Source organism: Zemynaea arenosa (genome assembly GCF_004614185.1).
GTDB classification, from domain to species: Bacteria; Pseudomonadota; Gammaproteobacteria; order Burkholderiales; family Burkholderiaceae_D; genus Telluria; species Telluria arenosa.
The window spans coordinates 1-17,669 of record NZ_SPVF01000205.1; the positions used below are offsets into that span (position 1 = coordinate 1).

Below are 17,669 nucleotides of genomic sequence, written 5' to 3' on the forward strand. Positions count from 1 at the left end.
ACCCGGACGCGGCTGGCTTGGCCTCAGCCACCGCCAGCGGCGGCACCGGCTGCACTGGCGGCCGGCTCAGCGCGAACGCCGCGACCACCCCGCCCGCCAGGGCCAGGATCGCCAGCAAAGTCGTGCGCGACAGCGTCATGGGCTCATCCAATCGGGAAGCGTGGCGCCCGCCGGGAGCGCCACGTAAGACTGCGGGTTACGGTCTCAGTTCCACAGATAGCAGTATGCCTGGCTGCGTTCCAGGTTGGAGCCTATCGTGCCGGTGGACGAGATCTTCTTGACGAAGCCGTTGGGAGCGGAGGTGGTGGGCACGTCGCCACAGTTGGTGTGGGCCCAGTGCACGCCGGTGCCGTCCGAGTACTTGGCGCCGCAGACCTCGATCCGGCCGCCCGCTTTCAAGGCCGCCAGCGAGGGCGGCATCGAGGTCGAATTCTTCACGTAGTCGGTCGCAAAAACATTGTCCAGCGCGACCTGGTAGTTGCGGCCATCGACATCGTTGTGCATGTACAGGATGGTGTGGGAAATCTGGACGCCCTGGATGGTCTGGCTGGCCGACTGGAATTTGGCCGAGGTGGTGATGGTACCCGACAGGAAGTAGCCCTTGTCGGTCTGGTTGCAGATCGATTGTTCGGACGCCGAGGCAACCAGCGCATGGGACAGCAGAAGCAGAGCAAGCAATTTTTTGTTCACTTTCCGTTCTCCTACGTATCAAAGTTATAAGGGTTACCGCGCAGCCGATCCTACGCCTGCTCATCCGCACGCTAAACAAAAGTTACAACTTTCCGACTTGTGTTGATGTCAAATCGCCACAGTCCGCTTGGGTGAGCGATTTCGTCGGTTCCGCGCTACCCGGGACTCAGGTTTTGTTTCACCTCAAATTGGGCACTTGATGCAGAGCTATCGTGGCCCCTCTTCTGTTACCGAGGGGAACATGAAATACTCGCTCGCCGCAGTAGCTCTCGTTGTGGCCGCCGCCATTGCCACGCCTGGCAGCCAGGGCATCGCCCCCTTGCCGCCGCCCGACCTCACGACCACCCAGGGCTTTGAGCGCACCTGCGCCGCCTTGCGCTTGCGCTTACCCACTGGGAACGCGCAGCGGCAGGCGGCCGTGATCTGCCGGGATGTCGCCTTGATCCAGCACGTCGCCACGTTCCTGCGGAAAGCGCGGGAAGTGAACTATGGCCAGCGGATGGCGCCGGTTCAGGTGACTGCCCATGTGCGTGCCGAGTTGAACCACCTGCGCACCCAATTGGGCATAGCCCGTCAGATGCTGGGGGCGATCCTGCTCGATCGGGACGAAGGACTGGTCCTGGTGCCAGCCCAATGGCAGGTCGACCTGGACAGCAACGGCACTATCGAGGTCTGGGAAAAGCATTTCTTTGCTATCCCGGCGCGGCGCAGCGAGGCGCCGATGAGCTTGCGGCCGCCCTCTGACGATAGCGACTACTACCAGGCGCACTACGATCTGTCTGCCCGTATCCGGGTGGACCGGACCGACATCGCCTGGGCGCTGAGCTACCACCAATTCGTGGAGTCCCTGGTCGAAACCGTCCTGGCGTACACCATGCGGACGAGTGGACATGAATGGGACATCGTCTTGATCGATCCTGCCGCGCTGCTGCGAGCCCGCCAGCTGCTTCTGTCCGGCCTGAAGACCTCGAACCTGGTACGTGAGCTGGCGCTGGCAGAATCCGACGACCAGGATGAATGGATTCCGAATCCGCACCAGCGCCAGAGCGTCTTTCCGCTGGCGCTGGACGAAGAAGACTATGCCATCTGGCACGCGGTCCTGCCCGAGATCACCCGGCTGTTCGAGGGCGCGGCCGTGCTGCCGGGAGACTCTGAGGCGCGCGGACTGTGGGGCTCTCTCGCCAGGGTGTGTCCCGACGGGACCGGGCTCAATGTGAGCAAGATTTATGCGCAACCGGCCCCCAGCCTGACCCACATCGAGCAGCAGGTGCCGGCGCTGGGCTGGTGCGATCCGGTCGGCCCGGAGCACCCGGCCTCCGGGCTGATGCCCCTCATCCGCGAGTACTCGTCACGCATGGACTCGGGGCGCGCCAGCGGAATGGACTTTCTGAAGTACCTGTTGTGGGTGAACTGATTTTTCAACGGCAAAGGACTCAACATGGACATGCACAAAGGACAGGGACCATCGACGCCCTTCGTGGGCGCGTCGTGGCTGGCGCTGCTGGCGGGGGTGATGACGTATCTGATCGGGCTGTGGAATGCGGACATGCAGCTGAACGAGAAGGGCTATTACTTCACGCTGCTGCTGTATGGGCTGTTCGCGGCCGTGTCGCTGCAGAAGACGGTGCGTGACCGGATCGAGGGCGGGCGGGTGACCAGCCTGTATTACGGATTGTGCGGGGTGGCGCTGATTTCGGCGGTGCTGCTGATGACCATCGGCCTGTGGAACGCCACTCTGGCGCGCAGCGAGAAGGGGTTCTATGCGATGTCGTTCGTGCTGAGCCTGTTCGCCGCGGTGGCGGTGCAGAAGAACGTGCGCGATATCGCCGCGCTGCCGGGCGTGCCGGGCGGCTCGCAGGCCGCCGAGGTGTGAGCGGGCGGCGGCTGGCCGCGCGGGAGGCTGATAAAATCGGGGGCTTCAATGGAAGAGGTCCCCGATGGAAGAGATGATCGTCACGATCGACCCGGCCGCGGTCGAGCAGCACCGTAGCGAATGGATTGCCGCGCTGGAGGCGGGCAAGGTGCTGTACGTGCCACGCTTTTCGTTCCAGCTGACGGACGCCGAACGAGCCTTCCTGCGCCCCGATATCCGCGATCCCAAGAAGCGCAACATCAGCTTGAACGCGAAGGACGGCATTGCCGGCGTGGCCGGGGACGAAGCGACCCAGCAGGCCGTGGCCGCGATGATCGCGCGCTTTCGTGATGAAGCCGAGCGCACCATTGCCGCCATCGTCCCGCGCTACAGCGAGCACCTGGTACGCGGCGCCACCAGCTACCGGCCTAATGAAGTCGAGACACGCGCGCAGTCCTGGCGCGCCGACGACAAGCGCATGCACGTGGATGCGTTTCCGTCGCGCCCGAATTACGGCCAGCGCCTGCTGCGCGTGTTCGTCAACGTGAATCCGTCCGGCGTGCCGCGCGTGTGGCGGGTGGGGGAGCCGTTCCCGGTGATTGCCGAGCGCTTCATGCCGCGCCTGAAACCGTACTCGCGCTGGCAGGCCAAGGCGCTGGAGCTGCTGCACGTGACCAAGTCGTTCCGCAGCGAGTACGACCACACCATGCTGCAGCTGCACGACGCGATGAAGGCTGATGCCGAGTTCCAGGCCAACGCCCCGCAGGAGCGGGTCGAGTTCCCGCCCGGTTCCGCGTGGATCTGCTTCTCCGACCAGACCCCGCACGCGGCCATGTCTGGCCAATTCATGCTGGAACACACCATGACGCTGGACCCGCAATACCAGTACGACGTCGCCGCCAGCCCGCTGGCGATCCTGTCGCGGATGAAGGGACACGCGTTGGTTTGAGGCGCTACCTGGCTAAGCTTCGGTCGTCATCGGTGACGACGTGAGTTTGATGAACTGGACATTCAGCGTTTTTACGTCGCTGTAGCGGATGACCAGATAGTCACCATCGATGGGATAGAAGCGACCTGATTCTGCTTCTTCCGCGTTCCCACAGTGCGACACTGCTGCTGGCTTATCAGAACTGAGTGGGCGGCGGACAACCTGCTGCAGGACGATCCGGTCGAGCTGCCCATCTGCCGCAAAAAAGAAGTCATCGAGACCGCCCACATACAAGATCGGTTCCTTACCGACTTCGACGATTGCCGACACCCTAACCATGTCCGGCTTCTCGCCCGCTTTGAAGTCTGCACCAGTCAGCAGGTAATACCAGGGCGCGTGATGAAAGCGGAACAAGGTTCCAAACGGAGCATCGTGACGATCAAGCCTCCAGGCTGAGATGGCCTTACGAATCCCCGCCGGGATCAGCTGGCATGAGAACAGCAGGGAGGCGACGTACACAGCAACCCACCCGAATTGTTCGCCAAGAGCGCTGAGTGCGGCAGTTTGAGTCGGTGGCACAGATGACAGGAGCCCTAGCAACGTGCCCGGTTCCAATACACGGCTAAAACAAGCCCAAGCCAACCAAAGCCAAGCTGCATGAACGAATATCGCCCAGAGAACGGCTTCCGCAACCACCCGTCCGAATGGGGAAAAATCAAGGACTTCGCGCTCGACGCGTTTTAAACCGCTTCGAAACAGGAAACCAGGAAGGAGAAGAATGAAGAGAACGAGCGCCCGGGAGGGCGAAGTTCATCGCTGAGATCAGCCGGCCTTTGCGGCCTTCGATACCAACTTCGCAGTGACACGCAGTTGCCCGCTATCGCTGTTCAAGGTGAGCAAAGCGCCGTCACTGGTCAGCGAGTTTGGTCCACGCTGGTGCATGAGAGCCTTACGCAATTGCTCGCGCCCGGTCGAGTCGGAGAGCAGTTTTGCGGCCAGTTTGCTTTTGAGGGCTTTCATAGTCTTCACTATGCCACAGCTGTGCGAGGTTTGCACTTTTGCGTGGACACACAGAGCGCGCGCCGAGCTCCGCCAGCGTGAAGTGCCGCACCGTCAGCGCGGCCGGTCCCGCGCTTAAATAGAGCGCAGGAGGCAACATGCGGGACAGCGACCGGGCCGACGGCGGCTACGTGCGCGTGCGGGGCGCGCGCGAACACAATCTGAAGGACGTGGACCTCGACATTCCGCGCAATGCGCTGGTCGTGTTCACCGGCGTGTCCGGCTCCGGCAAGTCCTCGCTCGCCTTTGGCACCTTGTACGCCGAAGCCCAGCGCCGCTACCTCGAATCCGTGTCTCCCTACGCGCGCCGCCTGTTCCACCAGATGCCCGTGCCGGAAGTCGATGAAGTCGACGGCCTGCCGCCCGCCGTGGCCCTGCAGCAGCAGCGCGGCACGCCGACCACCCGGTCGTCCGTAGGCAGCGTGAGCACCCTGTCCAACTCCCTGCGCATGCTGTACTCGCGCGCCGGCGACTATCCGAAGGGCCAGGAGCTGCTGTACGCCGAATCCTTCTCCGCCAACACGCCGGAAGGCGCGTGCCCCACCTGCTCGGGTCTCGGCCGCGTGTACGAAGTGACCGAGCAGTCCATGGTGCCCGACGATACGCTGACCATCCGCGAGCGCGCCGTCGCCGCCTGGCCGCCCGCCTGGCACGGCCAGAACCTGCGCGACATCCTCACCACCCTCGGCCACGACGTCGACGTCCCGTGGCGCGAGCTGCCCAAGAAAACGCGCGACTGGATCCTGTTCACCGAAGAGACCCCGACCGTTCCCGTGTACGCAGGCTTCGACCTCGCCGAGGTGAAGGCCGCCCTCAAGCGCAAGGAAACGCCCAGCTACATGGGCACCTTCACCGGCGCGCGCCGCTACGTGCTGCAAACTTTCGCCAACACCGAAAGCGCGGCGATGAAAAAGCGCGTGGCGCGCTACATGGTCTCCACCGAATGTCCGCTGTGCCGCGGCAAGCGCCTGCGCCCGGAATCGCTGTCAATCACATTTGCGGGCTACGATATCGCCGACCTCTCCGCGCTGCCCCTCAAGCGCCTGGCGGAAGTGATGAAGCCTTACGCCACGCTGCAGGTCAACGAAGACCACCCGGAGAAGGCCATCGTCACGCAGCGCATCGCGCAGGACCTGTGTTCGCGCCTGCAGGTGCTGCTGGCGCTGGGGCTCGGCTATCTGGCGCTGGAGCGCAGCACGCCGACGCTGTCGCCCGGCGAGCTGCAGCGCCTGCGCCTCGCGACGCAGGTGCGCTCGAATCTGTTCGGCGTGGTCTACGTGCTCGATGAACCGTCCGCAGGCCTGCACCCGGCGGATACCGAGGCGCTGCTCACCGCCCTGGCGCAGCTGAAGGCCGCGGGCAATTCCCTGTTCGTGGTCGAGCACTCGCTGGACGTGATCCGCCATGCCGACTGGATCGTGGACGTGGGCCCGGCCGCGGGCGAGGGCGGCGGCCAGGTGCTGTACAGCGGCGCGCCCGAGGGCCTGAAGAAGGCCAAGGACTCGCAGACCCGCCGCTACCTGTTCGTCGATACGCCACCGGAGCCACGCACGCCGCGCGAGCCCACCGGCTGGCTGAAGCTCAAAGGCGTCACCCGCAACAATCTGGACCGGCTGGACGCGGCATTCCCGCTGGGCGTGTTCACCAGCGTGACCGGTGTCTCCGGCTCCGGCAAATCGAGCCTCGTGAGCCAGGTACTGGTGGAACTGGTCGGCGCAGCGCTGGGGCAGGGCGGAGCCGAAGCCGAAACGGAAGAAGCGGACGATCTGGACAAGCCCGCCGAGCGCCCGCTGGAAGGGCGCATCACGCAAGGCCTGGAGCGCATCCGCCGCCTGGTACGCGTGGACCAGAAGCCGATCGGCCGCACACCGCGCTCCAACCTCGCCACCTACACCGGCTTGTTCGACAGCGTGCGCAAGCTGTTCGCCGCCACCAAACAAGCCAAGGCGCGCAAGTACGATGCGGGCCGGTTCTCGTTCAACGTGGCCAAGGGCCGCTGCGAGCATTGCGAGGGCGAAGGCTTCGTGATGGTGGAGCTGCTGTTCCTGCCCAGCGTCTACGCGCCGTGCCCGACCTGCCACGGCGCGCGCTACAACGCCAAGACACTGGAGGTGACGTATAAAGACCGCAACATCGCCGAGGTGCTGGGCATGACGGTCGATGCGGCACATGAGTTCTTTAGCGATGAGCCGACCGTGTGCCGCCCGCTGGAGGTGCTGCGCGATGTGGGCCTCGGCTATCTGCGCCTGGGCCAGCCCGCGACGGAGCTGTCTGGCGGCGAGGCGCAGCGCATCAAGCTGGCGACAGAGCTGCAGCGCGCGGCGCGCGGGAACATGCTGTATGTGCTGGACGAGCCGACCACCGGTCTGCATCCGGCCGACACCGAGCGCTTGATCCGCCAGCTGCAGCAGCTGGTGGAGGCGGGGAACACGGTGGTGGTGGTGGAACACGACATGCGCGTGGTGGCGGCCAGCGACTGGGTGATCGACATCGGACCCGGCGCGGGCGAGGAGGGCGGCCGCATCGTCGCCAGCGGGCCGCCCGCTGACGTGGCGCGGTCCAAGGAGAGCCGCACCGCCCCTTACCTGCGCCGCTTCCTGCAAGGCGGCCGCGACTCCGCGCGCTGAGGCCTGCCGCGGTGCATGCAGAGGCGCTATGATGGTCGCCTCTTCACTCCAGAGGACCCCATGCCGCCATCCGTTAAGCCTGTGCCGGGCCATCCGCCCGCTACCGTCGGGCCGTTCCCGTTCAGCGCCGAGATGTGGCTCTACCAGGGCAAGGGCGCCTGGCATTTCGTGACGCTGCCGGTGGAAGTGGGCGAAGAGATCCGGGCGCGCACGGCCATGAACCGGCGCGGGTGGGGCAGCGTGCGGGTGTCCGTCACCATCGGCGGATCGACTTGGCAGACCTCGATCTTCCCCGACAAGAAGACCGGTTCCTATCTGCTGCCGGTGAAAGAAGACATCCGCAGCGCCGAGCACCTGCACGTGGGCGAGCAGGTGGACGTCCGCCTGGACGTCTTCCTTTGATCAGTGAGCGGCGGCCAGCGCGCGCGCCTGCTGCAGCGTGTCGATGTGCCCTTGCAGCTGCATCAGGTCATATGGCTTGGGCAGCTGCAGCGCCGCACCATGCGGCAGAGCCACCGGCACTGTGCCTTCACCCGACGACACGATCACGGCGAGCTGCGGCTGCAGCGTGCTGGCGCGCACCGCCAGCTGGTCGCCGCGCATGCCAGCCAGGTTGAAGTCCGTGAGCAGCACGTCGAACGCGGAGCGCTGCAGCAGCTCCAGCGCTTCCTCGGCCGAGGCGACGCCGGTCGCGCGGCAGCCCAGCGCGGCCAGGATCTCGCACGCCAGTTCGCACGCATCCCGATCGTCTTCCACGACCAGGAAGTGCAGGCGCGCTGCCGCCTCCGGCGTGGCATCGAAAGCGCCCGCCACGCCAGCGGCGGGACTGCGCGGCGCATCCAGCTGCTGCCGCACGGTGGCCGCCAGCTGCGCGAGGCTGTAGGGCTTGGGGAGGAGCTCGATCGAGGCCGGCATGCGCGGATCGAGCAGGCTGCGGTCCAGCGCGTGGCCGGAGGTGAGCAGGATGGCGGTGTCGGGCAGGCTGGCGCGGGTGCGGCACACCAGCTCCGCGCTGTCCACGCGGCCCGGCATGGAGACGTCCGTGAACAGCAGGTCGACGCGGCCCGCGCCGCGCAGCACGTCCAGCGCCTGTTCGCCGTTGTTCGCGGTGAGCACGCGGTAGCCCAGGCCCACCAGCAGGTCGGACGCGGCGCTGCGCACGGCCGGGTCGTCCTCCACCAGCAGGATGGTCTCATCCCCGCGCAAGGGCGCCACGCGCGGCTCCGGCGCCGCCGCCGCGTGCACGCCATCCGCGCGCGGCAAGGCGATACGGATGCGCGTGCCCTGGCCGGGCGCGCTGTCGACATGGATCTCGCCGCCGCTTTGCCGCACGAAGCCATACACCATGCTCAGGCCCAGGCCGGTGCCCTTGCCCGGTTCCTTGGTCGTGTAGAACGGCTCGAATACCTTGGCCGCCACCTCCGGCGGCATGCCGCAGCCGGTGTCCGACACGGTCAGGCACACCTGGCCGCCGTGCGGACCACTGGGGTCATTGCACAGCACGAGGTCCAGCCGCCCGCTGCCCTGCATCGCATCGCGCGCGTTGATGGCCAGGTTGAGGACCGCGTTCTCCAGCTGGTAGCGGTCCACCGACGTGCCCCACAAATCCAGCGGCGCATCGACGTGCAGCGCGATGCCGTCGCCCAGCGCGCGCTGCAGCAGCGGCACCATGTCCCGCAGCAGGCGCGTGAGATCCGTGACCACCGGCTGCAAGGGCTGGTGGCGCGCGAACGCCAGCAGCTGGAACGAGAGCTTGGACCCGCGCTCCACCGCCGCAATCGCGTGCCCGAGCCGCGCGCGCAGCTGCGGCGAAGCGCCCAGCTCCAGGTCCATCAGCTGCAGGTTGCTGGAGATGATCTGCAGGACGTTGTTGAAGTCATGCGCCACGCCGCTGGCCAGCTGGCCCACCGCTTCCATCTTCTGCGCGTGGCGCAGCGCGTCTTCCGCCTTCATGCGTTCGGCCACCTCGCTGCTCACGCGGCGTTCCAGCGACTCGTTCAAATCGCGCAGCGCCTGCTCGGCGGCCTTGCGGTCGGTGACATCGTAGATCACGCCGAGGTAGCGCGGTTCCTGGTCCGGGCCCTGCGGCACGAGCTGGCCCTGGCGCGCGATCCAGCGCCGCTCCCCGGTGACGCCGTGCGTGACCGGGTACTCCACGTATTCGAGCGGATTGCTCATCTGGCCCAGGCGCGCCACGCCGGAGACGCCGCGCCAGGCAGGTTCCACCATCCCGACCAGAAGATCCTGGGTCACGGGCGTGTCCGGGGGAATGCCCCACAGGCGGCGATAGCTGTCCGAGACCACCAGCTGCGCACTGTCCGGGTACCACTCGAAGGTGCCGACTTCACCCGCCTCCTGCGCCACGCGCAGGCGCTCCTCGGCCAGCGCGTGCGCGGTGACGTCGATGCCCTCCACGAACACGCCGTAGGTCTGGCCCGCGTCGTCCTTGAGCGGCTGGTAGATGAAGTCCAGGATCCTGCGCTCCACCGTGCCGTCGCCGCGGTCCAGCATCACCTGCAGGTTTTCGCCGTGGTAGGCCACACCGGTCTCGTACACGGAATCGAGGAGGGCGATGAAGCCTTGCGCGGCCACTTCGGGCAGCGCCTCCCGCAGGGGCAGGCCATGCACGGCACGGTTCTGGATCAGCGCATCGTAGCTGGCGTTGGTCAGTTCGAAGCGATGCTCGGGGCCCAGCAGCACGGCCATGAAGCTGGGCGAGCGCTGGAACAGCTCATTCAGGAACGCCATGTTCCCGGCCAGCTGCTGGTTGGCTGCTTCGAGCCGCGCGCGCTGGCCATCCAGTTCCACGTTCAGGCGGCGCAGCTCCGTCGCCTGGCGCTCGCGCTCTTGCGCGGCGTGGACCTGGTCCGTGGTTTCGATCACCGTGGCGAGTACGCCTTCCACGTTGCCAGCGTCGTCCACCACGGGCGCGTAGTACAGGTCGAACCAGGATTCACGCAGTTCACCGTCGCGCTCCAGCATGAAGCGCGCCCCTTCGAAGACCTGGGTTTGGCCCGCCTGGCCGGCCGCGATCACGCCGGCGTTGAAGGCGCGCGCCTCGGGCCACACGTCCAGCGCGGACTGGCCCAGCGCAGCCGGGTGCTTGCGGCCGCAGATGACAGCATAGCCATCGTTGTACAGCAAGATGCCTTCCGGGCCCCACAGCAGGGCGCTTGGCACGGGCGAGCGGACCACCACGTCCGCTAGCGCTTGCAGGCGCGCAGACCAGCCGGCGCGCGGGCCGAGCGCGGTCATCGACCAGTCATGCTGCGCTACGAGTCGTGCGGTGGGGCCGGCCAGTGCGGAGCACTCAGCGTTGTTCATGCGGCGGAAGGAGGGAGATTGCGGAAGGTTTTGCAGTGTATCACTTTTGTCGTCATCGCCGGCACGGTTGGATGCAGCTGGGCATGAGATTCCGTCGGCGCCGAACTGTGCGCGGTCGAACGGAACCGGCGGGGCGGAGCTGCGATCATGGAGGCCAGGAAGGTGAGTTATGGAAACACGAGAACGTCGCAAGCAGGACAACCGCCGGGATGACCGGGCCACTGCCGAACGCATCGAGATGGCAGTCCTGACGGCCCGCGCCTTCGACCACCGTGCCGCCCGCTCGTATCTGCTGCTGAGCGGAGTGCACCCGCGTGTCGCCGACGACTTCGTGCGGCGCTTCCCCACCCAGCTGCGGCAGACGGCGCGGCAGAGCACCGACCGCCGCGTCTAGCGCGGCAGTTTTCCCCGCTGGGGGCAACGAGCCGCCCCGGTAGCGGTGCGCTCACGGCCGCCGGCGCCCGCCGTGCGCTTGCCTGGAGAAGCGCGCGGTGTCAGGCGGCCACCAGAGCCCGCTGCGGCGACGCTGAGAGGCGTGCCGCTGGCACGGAAAAATATTTCATGGTCCCGGTGAGTCCGGTCGCTTCCGCATGCACGCTGCGGGCCGCGGCGGATGCCTGCTGCACCAGGTGCGCGTTCCGCTGCGTCACGTCGTCAATGGCGCCGACCGCCTGTTCGATGGCCTGCACGCTGGCGTCCTGTTCCGCACTGGCGGTGGCGATGTCGCGCAGCACGGCGGTCAGGCGGGCGACGCTGGCGACTACCTCCTGCATCGTCTCGCCGGCCGCGTGGGCCTGGCGGGTGCTGATGCCGATGCGGCCGGTGGCGTCGTGGATGAGCACCTTGATTTCGCCCGCCGCCGCGGCTGAACGCTGGGCCAGCCGCCGCACTTCACCCGCCACCACGGCAAAGCCCCGGCCATGCTCGCCGGCGCGGGCCGCTTCCACTGCCGCGTTCAGGGCCAGCAGGTTGGTCTGGAACGCGAGGCTGTCGATGACGGCGATGATGTCCACGATGCGGCGGGCGGCGTGCTCCAGCGTGTCCATGCCCGTCACCAGTTCGTGCACGGCTGCGCCGCCCTGGCGGGCGACATCGGACGACGCGGTCGCCACGTCGCTGGCGAGGCGCGCGTTCTGGTGATTCTGGCGCACGGTGGCGGCCAGCTCGGACATCGCGGTGACGGTCCGCTCGACGGCCACGGCCTGCTGCGCCGTGCGATGGGCGAGCTCGGCGTTCCCCTGATTCATCTCGCGGGCGGCATCGTCCACCCGGTGGGCGCTGTCGCGCACCTGCGTGACCACGGCGGCAAGGCGGGCGGTCATGTGCTGCAGGGCGGTAAAGAGCTGGCCGATTTCGTCGCGGCCGGGGGAGAGGGCGTCGTCACGGTCCAGCTGTCCCTCAGCAACGTGCCGGGCCAGGGTGACGGCATCCTGCAGCGGCGCAATAATGCTGCGGGCGAGGCGCCAAGCGAGGAAGACGGCGGCGGCGAGCGCGCTGGCGGCGCACGCGGCCACCAAGGCGAACGCCTGCCGGGACTGCGCGGTGAGCTCCGCACTCATGCGTTCGGCTTGCGTGCTGTGCTGACGTACGAGGCGGTCCAGGCTGCTTACGTAATGCTGCATCGCGGCGCTCAGCGGGCCGGCCGCCAGGCGCTCGACGTCCTGTGTGCGGCCGCTGTCCTTCAACGCGGTCAACTGCCGGCGCAGGCGGAGGAAAGCTTCCTCGGCGCGCAGGGCGGTGACCACCGGGTCTTGCTCGGCGGGGGCGGCCGGGAGCTGGCGCAGGCGGGCGTGCAGGATGGCACGCTGGCGGTCCCCCTCGTCCAGCTGCTGCTGGAAATAGTCACCGGCTTCCAGGCTGTCGCTCTTGGCGAGCGCCCAGGTCCGTGCGCTGTTCAGCCGGGCGGCGCCCAGCCATTCGGCGGCCAGCTGCTGCCTGGCAAGCGGGCCGTGCAGCAATGCGTCATGCGCCGCGCTGGCCGCGCGCAGGTTCCAGGCAGCCAGGCCGCACGGCACCATGAGAATGACGAAGATTCCGAGAAAGGAGCGCAGCACGCGCGGGGCAATGGAGTGGGAAGAGGTGGGGGTCATCGGCGGGCGAAAATTTCCGAAATGAAATATCGCTACTGTGCCGGGAATGTTTGACGGCAGTGTGACGGAACCTGCCGCATGGCCATGCCGGGCCGTCGCCGCGAGCCAGCGGGGACGGCGCCAGCTGTTTTCAGCTGTTGAACAAGCGGAGCAGGGCCACTGCCGGGGTCGCAGCGCCCACTTTGCGGTTGGTGCGGGCGGCGTCGATCACCTCGACCAGCTGGTCATACTTGTCCGCCTGGCGGTTGTCCAGGTTGGTCATGTTCATGCTCCAGCGGCCAAAGGTCCGGAAGGCGGCCGGCTCGTTGTACAGCACGCGCGAATTCTTGTGACGCGGGTCCCCTTCGATCTTCCGGTACAACTGGTCGAGCGTGGCGGCGGGGCCTTCCAGCACCTGCAGGAACCAGCCGCCGTTGTAGAACAGGCTGCCGGTCACGTCGATCGGCTCGTTATTGGCTTTGGCGACACGCTGGATGGCGTTGAGATCCTCCAGCGACATTTTCCGGACGGCTTGGCTGATGTAGACGAGTTGATTGATCGACATGGGTTTCCTTGGGTGGTTTCTGGTTTGTCCAGGACAAAACGGAGTGTACCAGAAATTTCCGCATGGAAATTATGTGTCGCGCAATCGTGCTCAGCGTGCTGGTCGCGCGGGCGGCGGGCCGGACGAGGATGCCGCGCGCGCGGCGGGCGACAGCCGGCGGTATTCGCCGGGCGCGATGCGCATCACGCGCTTGAACGCCTTCTGGAAGGCGGCTGCGCTTTCATAGCCCACCAGCTCGCTGATCGCTTCCATCGAACGGGTGCTGTGCCGCAGCTCGCGCGCGGCCACGTACATGCGCCAGCGCGTCAGGTACTGCACGGGGGACTCGCCGGTCACGCTCTTGAAACGCACCGCGAAGGCGGTCCGGCTCAGGCCCGCCTCCTTGGCCAGCACGTCCAGGGTCCACTCGCGTTCCGGGCTCGCGTGCATCAGTTCAACGGCCGGGGCCAGGCGCGCGTCGGCCATGCCGCGCAGCCAGACCGGCGCATCGGCCGGCCAGGAGGCGATGAACACGCGGATGGCTTGCACCAGCAGCATGTTGGACAGGTGCCGGAGCACCGCACTGGACCCGGCCTGGTGGGCCTGGATTTCGTCCTGCATCAGCGCCAGGCTGGGCGCGATCCAGCGCTGCATGCCGGGCAGGTCGCGCTTCAGGTGCACGGTATCTGGCAGTGCGGCCAGGACCGGGTGCACGATCACGTCCTCGGTCCAGAAGGCGGCGCCGGTCAGCACCGTCGCACCTGCGCGCCGGCTGTTGACGTGCGCGATGTGCTGGCCCGAGAGCTGGGCGCGGCGCACCGCTTCTTCGAACGTGACGAGTTCGGCGTCCGCATGCGAGCGCCAGTGCGATTCGCCGGCGCGCGGCAGGATCACCATGTCGCCATCGTTCAGCACCAGGTCGGTGCCGCCCGGGCGGCGCAGCAGGCAGGGTGCGCCGCTGACCAGGATGAACAGGGCGCGATGGCGGCTGGCGACGGCGACGCCCCAGCGCTCGGGCATCTCCATGACGAAGTGCGTCAGCGTGGAGATCTGGATGCTCTGGAAGATGTCGGCGAGAACGTCCGTCGTCATGGGCACGGGGGCGAGTGAGGATGGGGGGCAGTGTACGCGAGCTCATCGTGTGCCGCGCGGGTTCGCTTCGAAACTGAACGCTCGAACATAAAAATTGCGCGGGCTGACATGTCCGGGGCGGCGGCCCCCACTGACAATACGCGGCATCGGAAGCCCGGCAGCTGATCACGCCGTGCGCGGTCAGGGCGGGCTCCGGTGACCTCTCCCATGAATTTCCAGGCTATGGGCATCAAGACCAGAATCTCGCGCACGGGGTACGTCCCCGAGAAGGCGTTCAAGGATAGAAACCTGAGCGCGGGGTACGTCCCCAGGCAGGCGCTGAGACATCGGGCGACGGGCTCGTCGTGGTGGCGGAGGGCGAAGGCTGCGGGCGTCTGCCGGCTCGGGTCGGCCGGGGCCGCGCTGTTGCTTGCGGCCTGCGGCGGGGGCGCTGGCGGCGGCCCGGCTGTTACCGCTGGCGGGACTGGTCAGCAGAATGCAGCGATCAACCAGACTGTACAAGATCGCGCGATGCTCAAGGTGCGCACCACCGGTGCGGCCTGGGCGGCGCTGGAGGAAACCCTGCAGCCCATTCGGGACGGCCACAACGCGCCGCGGCGCAGCCTGCTGCTGGCGAACGGGGCGCGCTACCAGCCTGCGCCGGAGTGGTGCCTGATCGACTTCGATGTCCACCCGTCCGGCGAGCTCAGCCTCGTGCTGGTGGGGGACAAGAACGTGGCGCTCGTGCGCCTCGATGCCGCGGGACGGGTGCTGCGCCAGGACGTGCTGGACGACCCCGCCCACCTCACTGATCCGTACTACGGGGATTCCGCCAGTCTCGGCGATCCGGACGCGATGCATCCTTATCCCACGCTCGACACCGCGCGGCTTGCGGCCCAGGGCGACGAGGTCGTACTGCTGCTGCGCAATGGCCACAATGCCGTGGTGGCGTACCGGCTGGCGCAGGGCGAGGCGGGCTTGCGCGCGCGCTGGCGCACGGTGGTGGAGCCGGGCGCGCCGATCGCCAACGTCTGGCTGACCGGCACGCACGACCCCTTCGGCGATCTGCAGCATCCCTGGCGCGTCTTCATGGATGTGGACGCTGGCGGCCGCGTGGTGGTGGCGGCGCCCGTGAATTACACCGGCTTGCGCACCGCGCATGGCCGTCACTTCGCCGAGCCGGTTCCGGGCGGGTCGGGGTTCGGCGCCCTCGTCACCGTGCTCGACAAAGACGGCACGCGCCTGCATACGACGCTGCTGGACACAGCCCGCGAGTCCCAGCTGACGGCGGTCCGCTGGATCGGCGCCGAGACGGTGGTGCTGGCCGGGCGGATCCGCAACAATCCGGCCGCGTCCTCCGGCTGGGATGGCTACGTTGCCCAGGTGCGGCCGTTCCAGCGCGAGACCGGACCCATCCGCAGCATCGACATCGATCGCGGCGATGTGATCCTCGACGCCGCGCCGCTGGCCGACGGGCGGCTGCTGGTGGCGGGCGCCAGCGGATACGAGCAGAACACGGCCGGGGCCAGCATTTCCGAGTCGACGCAGCCCGTGCTGGCGGTGCTGAATGCCGACGGGACCGTGCAGAGCCGCCTGGCCGTGCCGGCCGGTCCGCGGCAGACCCAGGTCACCTCGCTGGCTGCGCGCGGGCAGCACTGGCTGGCGGCGGGACTGAGCAATGGCCCAGGCACGCACAGTGCCGATGCCAACCCGGCCGCCATCCTGGCCGATGGATGGGTGCGGGAATTCACGGTCGAGTAGGCGGTGACGGTCCGTGAGTTTTGCAGCCTGAACAAGGTGCTATGATCTCCGCCGCATCACTTCTCGCACGGAGGACGGCTTGGGACTTTTAACCTTCAGCATCAACGTCACGCTGGACGGCTGCGTCGACCACCAGGAAGGCATTGCGGACGACGAAACCCATGCCTTCTTCACCCAGCTCATGGACGAACATGGCGCGATGCTGTGGGGCCGCGTCACCTACGAGATGATGGAGGCGTACTGGCCCTCGGTCGCCAGTGGCGCCGTGGACGCGCCACCCGCGCTGCGCGAATGGGCGGTCAAGCTGGAGGCCAAGCCGAAGTACGTGGTGTCTTCGACGCGCACGGATTTTCCCTGGCATCGTAGCCACCATATCGGCGGCGACCTGCGCGCGGGCATTCAGAAGCTCAAGGACGCGACGCCAAACGGCGTGCTGCTCGGGAGCGGCAAGCTCGCCACCGCGCTCGATGGGCTGGACCTGATCGACGAATACAGGTTTCTCGTTCACCCCCGCATCGCCGGCCACGGGCCGACCCTGTACGAGAACGGGCTGCCCAGCACTCGCAAACTGGAACTGATCTCCGCGCAGCCGTTGCGCAATGGCGCGATCGCGGTGCATTACCGGCGCGCGCGCTGACGGCCGCCGGTCAGTGCGGCTTCGCGCAGCTCCAGCGCGCGGGCGTTGCTGATCCAGGCCTGGCCTGAGGCCCGGAGTCAGGCCGCGCGAAAGCGCTTGCGCAGCCAGCGCACCGGTGGTCCGAGCACCGGCAGCTGCTGCCACAGCTCCTCGGCCGCGTCCCAGTAGTCGCGGTGCATGATGACCCGGCCGTCCGCGCCGAAACGCAGATGGCTGCCGCCGGCGACGGCGTAGGCGCGGCCGCGCAGGCCGAAGTGGAAGGTCCAGGTGACGAAGGCCTGTTCCCCTTGCTCGATGCGCTCGGCAATTTCGAAGCGGGGCGCCTCCGTGTGCGCGAACATGTGGCGAAACACGGTGGCGATGGCGGGTACGCCGTGCACATCGTTAAAGGGGTCGCGGAAATGCGCGTCGGCCGCGTAGAACTGCGCGATCCGATCGAGGCTGGCCGGGGTGAGCGTGGCATACCAGTCCAGCAGGGCGGCGAGGGAGTTCATGGGGCGGGCACCAGGTGGGAGGTGATGGCAAAGCGCAGCCGCTGCGGCAGCCAGCGCAGGAGCTTGAGCAGCAGCGTGAAGCGTTTCGGGAAGTGGATCTCGAAGCGGCCCGCGGCCAGCCCGCGCAGGATGGCGCGCGCAGCCTCCTGCGGGGTCTGCAGCGCGGGCATGGCGAAGCGGTTGCGCGCCGTGAGCGGGGTGCGCACGAAGCCCGGGTTGATCAGGTACACGCTCAGGCCGCGCGGGTGCAGGTCCGCATACAGCAGCTCGGCCAGGTTGATCAGCGCGGCCTTGGTCGGCCCGTACACGCTGGCGTTGGGCAGGCCGACATAGCCGGCCACGCTGGCCACGAGGGCCAGACCGCCGCTGCCGCGCGCCAGCATGTCCGGCAGGATGGCGGCCAGGCCGCTGTAGACGCTGCCGAGGTTCACCGCCAGCGTGCGCCCGGCGCCTTCCGGCGTGACCTCCCAGCTGCGCTCGGGATGGTAGTCGGCGGCGCAGAACACCACCAGGTCGACCCCGCCGAACGCGCGCTGCAGGTCGGCATGGCGGGCCGCCCAGGCCCCGTGATCGAGCACGTCGAAGGGCAGGGCCAGCGCGTGCGGATGGGTGG

At 67.5% G+C, this 17,669-nt stretch carries 17 protein-coding genes; 8 read left to right on the forward strand and 9 right to left on the reverse strand.

Annotation, left to right across the window (positions count from 1 at the left end; translation table 11 throughout):
• Positions 1 to 204: 204 nt before the first annotated feature.
• Entirely contained in the window at positions 205 to 690 is a 486-nt protein-coding gene (locus E4L96_RS15955) for a hypothetical protein (protein WP_229414540.1), read from the reverse strand.
• A gap of 241 nt (positions 691 to 931) precedes the next feature.
• Here E4L96_RS15955 and E4L96_RS15960 point away from each other — a divergent pair, with 241 nt between their 5' ends.
• The 3 genes from E4L96_RS15960 (at position 932) to kdoO (ending at position 3,491) form a co-directional block, all read left to right on the forward strand.
• Positions 932 to 2,104 carry a hypothetical protein gene (locus E4L96_RS15960; protein ID WP_135208206.1) on the forward strand — a complete coding sequence of 391 codons (1,173 nt, stop codon included), beginning with the start codon at positions 932 to 934 and terminating at the stop codon, positions 2,102 to 2,104.
• A 24-nt stretch (positions 2,105 to 2,128) separates the two neighbouring features.
• Complete coding sequence (gene yiaA, locus E4L96_RS15965; protein ID WP_135208207.1) at positions 2,129 to 2,563, forward strand: inner membrane protein YiaA; 435 nt, start codon at positions 2,129 to 2,131, stop codon at positions 2,561 to 2,563.
• Between the two features lie 64 nt (positions 2,564 to 2,627).
• Complete coding sequence (gene kdoO / locus E4L96_RS15970; RefSeq protein ID WP_135208208.1) at positions 2,628 to 3,491, forward strand: Kdo hydroxylase KdoO; 864 nt, start codon at positions 2,628 to 2,630, stop codon at positions 3,489 to 3,491.
• Between the two features lie 12 nt (positions 3,492 to 3,503).
• Here the strand turns inward: kdoO and E4L96_RS15975 are convergent, their stop codons facing one another.
• Together E4L96_RS15975 and E4L96_RS15980 are read right to left on the reverse strand one after the other, a co-directional pair.
• Positions 3,504 to 3,989, reverse strand: coding sequence for a hypothetical protein (locus E4L96_RS15975; RefSeq protein ID WP_135208209.1), 486 nt, complete (start codon positions 3,987 to 3,989; stop codon positions 3,504 to 3,506).
• A 303-nt stretch (positions 3,990 to 4,292) separates the two neighbouring features.
• A complete protein-coding gene (locus tag E4L96_RS15980) occupies positions 4,293 to 4,490 on the reverse strand; it encodes a hypothetical protein (RefSeq protein ID WP_135208210.1) in 198 nt (65 codons plus the stop codon).
• A gap of 137 nt (positions 4,491 to 4,627) precedes the next feature.
• On the opposite strand from E4L96_RS15980, the gene uvrA reads away from it, so the two are divergent.
• Both uvrA and E4L96_RS15990 read left to right on the forward strand, forming a co-directional pair.
• Entirely contained in the window at positions 4,628 to 7,156 is a 2,529-nt protein-coding gene (uvrA, locus tag E4L96_RS15985; protein WP_135208211.1) for an excinuclease ABC subunit UvrA, read from the forward strand.
• Between the two features lie 60 nt (positions 7,157 to 7,216).
• Positions 7,217 to 7,558 carry a DUF1905 domain-containing protein gene (locus tag E4L96_RS15990; protein ID WP_135208212.1) on the forward strand — a complete coding sequence of 114 codons (342 nt, stop codon included), beginning with the start codon at positions 7,217 to 7,219 and terminating at the stop codon, positions 7,556 to 7,558.
• Here E4L96_RS15990 and E4L96_RS15995 read toward each other — a convergent pair whose 3' ends face one another.
• Positions 7,559 to 10,411 (reverse strand): response regulator, encoded by a 2,853-nt coding sequence (locus E4L96_RS15995; protein WP_167758711.1) that lies wholly within the window; start codon positions 10,409 to 10,411, stop codon positions 7,559 to 7,561. It lies immediately after the preceding gene.
• Positions 10,412 to 10,649: 238 nt separating this feature from the next.
• Between E4L96_RS15995 and E4L96_RS23780 the strand changes: the two genes are divergently transcribed.
• Positions 10,650 to 10,874 (forward strand): hypothetical protein, encoded by a 225-nt coding sequence (locus E4L96_RS23780; protein ID WP_167758712.1) that lies wholly within the window; start codon positions 10,650 to 10,652, stop codon positions 10,872 to 10,874.
• A gap of 100 nt (positions 10,875 to 10,974) precedes the next feature.
• Here E4L96_RS23780 and E4L96_RS16000 read toward each other — a convergent pair whose 3' ends face one another.
• The 3 genes from E4L96_RS16000 to E4L96_RS16010 all read right to left on the reverse strand — a co-directional run bounded on the left by E4L96_RS16000 (position 10,975) and on the right by E4L96_RS16010 (position 14,185).
• Positions 10,975 to 12,570, reverse strand: a complete 1,596-nt coding sequence (locus E4L96_RS16000; protein ID WP_135208214.1) for a methyl-accepting chemotaxis protein — start codon at positions 12,568 to 12,570, stop codon at positions 10,975 to 10,977.
• A 130-nt stretch (positions 12,571 to 12,700) separates the two neighbouring features.
• A complete protein-coding gene (locus E4L96_RS16005; protein WP_135208215.1) occupies positions 12,701 to 13,114 on the reverse strand; it encodes a BLUF domain-containing protein in 414 nt (137 codons plus the stop codon).
• Between the two features lie 90 nt (positions 13,115 to 13,204).
• Complete coding sequence (locus tag E4L96_RS16010) at positions 13,205 to 14,185, reverse strand: AraC family transcriptional regulator (RefSeq protein ID WP_135208216.1); 981 nt, start codon at positions 14,183 to 14,185, stop codon at positions 13,205 to 13,207.
• 510 nt (positions 14,186 to 14,695) lie between these two features.
• Here E4L96_RS16010 and E4L96_RS16015 point away from each other — a divergent pair.
• Together E4L96_RS16015 and E4L96_RS16020 are read left to right on the forward strand one after the other, a co-directional pair.
• Complete coding sequence (locus E4L96_RS16015; protein WP_135208217.1) at positions 14,696 to 15,925, forward strand: hypothetical protein; 1,230 nt, start codon at positions 14,696 to 14,698, stop codon at positions 15,923 to 15,925.
• A gap of 79 nt (positions 15,926 to 16,004) precedes the next feature.
• The gene (locus tag E4L96_RS16020; RefSeq protein WP_135208218.1) at positions 16,005 to 16,562 is read left to right on the forward strand and encodes a dihydrofolate reductase family protein; all 558 of its coding nucleotides are present in this window, start codon (positions 16,005 to 16,007) and stop codon (positions 16,560 to 16,562) included.
• 77 nt (positions 16,563 to 16,639) lie between these two features.
• Here the strand turns inward: E4L96_RS16020 and E4L96_RS16025 are convergent, their stop codons facing one another.
• Both E4L96_RS16025 and E4L96_RS16030 read right to left on the reverse strand, forming a co-directional pair.
• Entirely contained in the window at positions 16,640 to 17,056 is a 417-nt protein-coding gene (locus E4L96_RS16025; RefSeq protein WP_135208219.1) for a nuclear transport factor 2 family protein, read from the reverse strand.
• A partial coding sequence (locus E4L96_RS16030; protein ID WP_135208220.1) for an SDR family NAD(P)-dependent oxidoreductase occupies positions 17,053 to 17,669 on the reverse strand: 617 nt, incomplete at its 5' end. The genes E4L96_RS16025 and E4L96_RS16030, both read right to left, overlap by 4 nt.

What these genes read in the sequence shown, in the direction of transcription:
- E4L96_RS15960 (WP_135208206.1), top strand. Translation starts at nt 932, where the DNA reads ATGAAATACTCGCTCGCCGCAGTAGCTCTCGTTGTGGCCGCCGCCATT.
- yiaA (WP_135208207.1), top strand. Translation starts at nt 2,129, where the DNA reads ATGGACATGCACAAAGGACAGGGACCATCGACGCCCTTCGTGGGCGCG.
- kdoO (WP_135208208.1), top strand. Translation starts at nt 2,628, where the DNA reads ATGGAAGAGATGATCGTCACGATCGACCCGGCCGCGGTCGAGCAGCAC.
- E4L96_RS15980 (WP_135208210.1), bottom strand. Translation starts at nt 4,490, where the DNA reads ATGAAAGCCCTCAAAAGCAAACTGGCCGCAAAACTGCTCTCCGACTCG.
- uvrA (WP_135208211.1), top strand. Translation starts at nt 4,628, where the DNA reads ATGCGGGACAGCGACCGGGCCGACGGCGGCTACGTGCGCGTGCGGGGC.
- E4L96_RS15990 (WP_135208212.1), top strand. Translation starts at nt 7,217, where the DNA reads ATGCCGCCATCCGTTAAGCCTGTGCCGGGCCATCCGCCCGCTACCGTC.
- E4L96_RS15995 (WP_167758711.1), bottom strand. Translation starts at nt 10,411, where the DNA reads ATGACCGCGCTCGGCCCGCGCGCCGGCTGGTCTGCGCGCCTGCAAGCG.
- E4L96_RS23780 (WP_167758712.1), top strand. Translation starts at nt 10,650, where the DNA reads ATGGAAACACGAGAACGTCGCAAGCAGGACAACCGCCGGGATGACCGG.
- E4L96_RS16000 (WP_135208214.1), bottom strand. Translation starts at nt 12,570, where the DNA reads ATGACCCCCACCTCTTCCCACTCCATTGCCCCGCGCGTGCTGCGCTCC.
- E4L96_RS16005 (WP_135208215.1), bottom strand. Translation starts at nt 13,114, where the DNA reads ATGTCGATCAATCAACTCGTCTACATCAGCCAAGCCGTCCGGAAAATG.
- E4L96_RS16010 (WP_135208216.1), bottom strand. Translation starts at nt 14,185, where the DNA reads ATGACGACGGACGTTCTCGCCGACATCTTCCAGAGCATCCAGATCTCC.
- E4L96_RS16015 (WP_135208217.1), top strand. Translation starts at nt 14,696, where the DNA reads ATGCTCAAGGTGCGCACCACCGGTGCGGCCTGGGCGGCGCTGGAGGAA.
- E4L96_RS16025 (WP_135208219.1), bottom strand. Translation starts at nt 17,056, where the DNA reads ATGAACTCCCTCGCCGCCCTGCTGGACTGGTATGCCACGCTCACCCCG.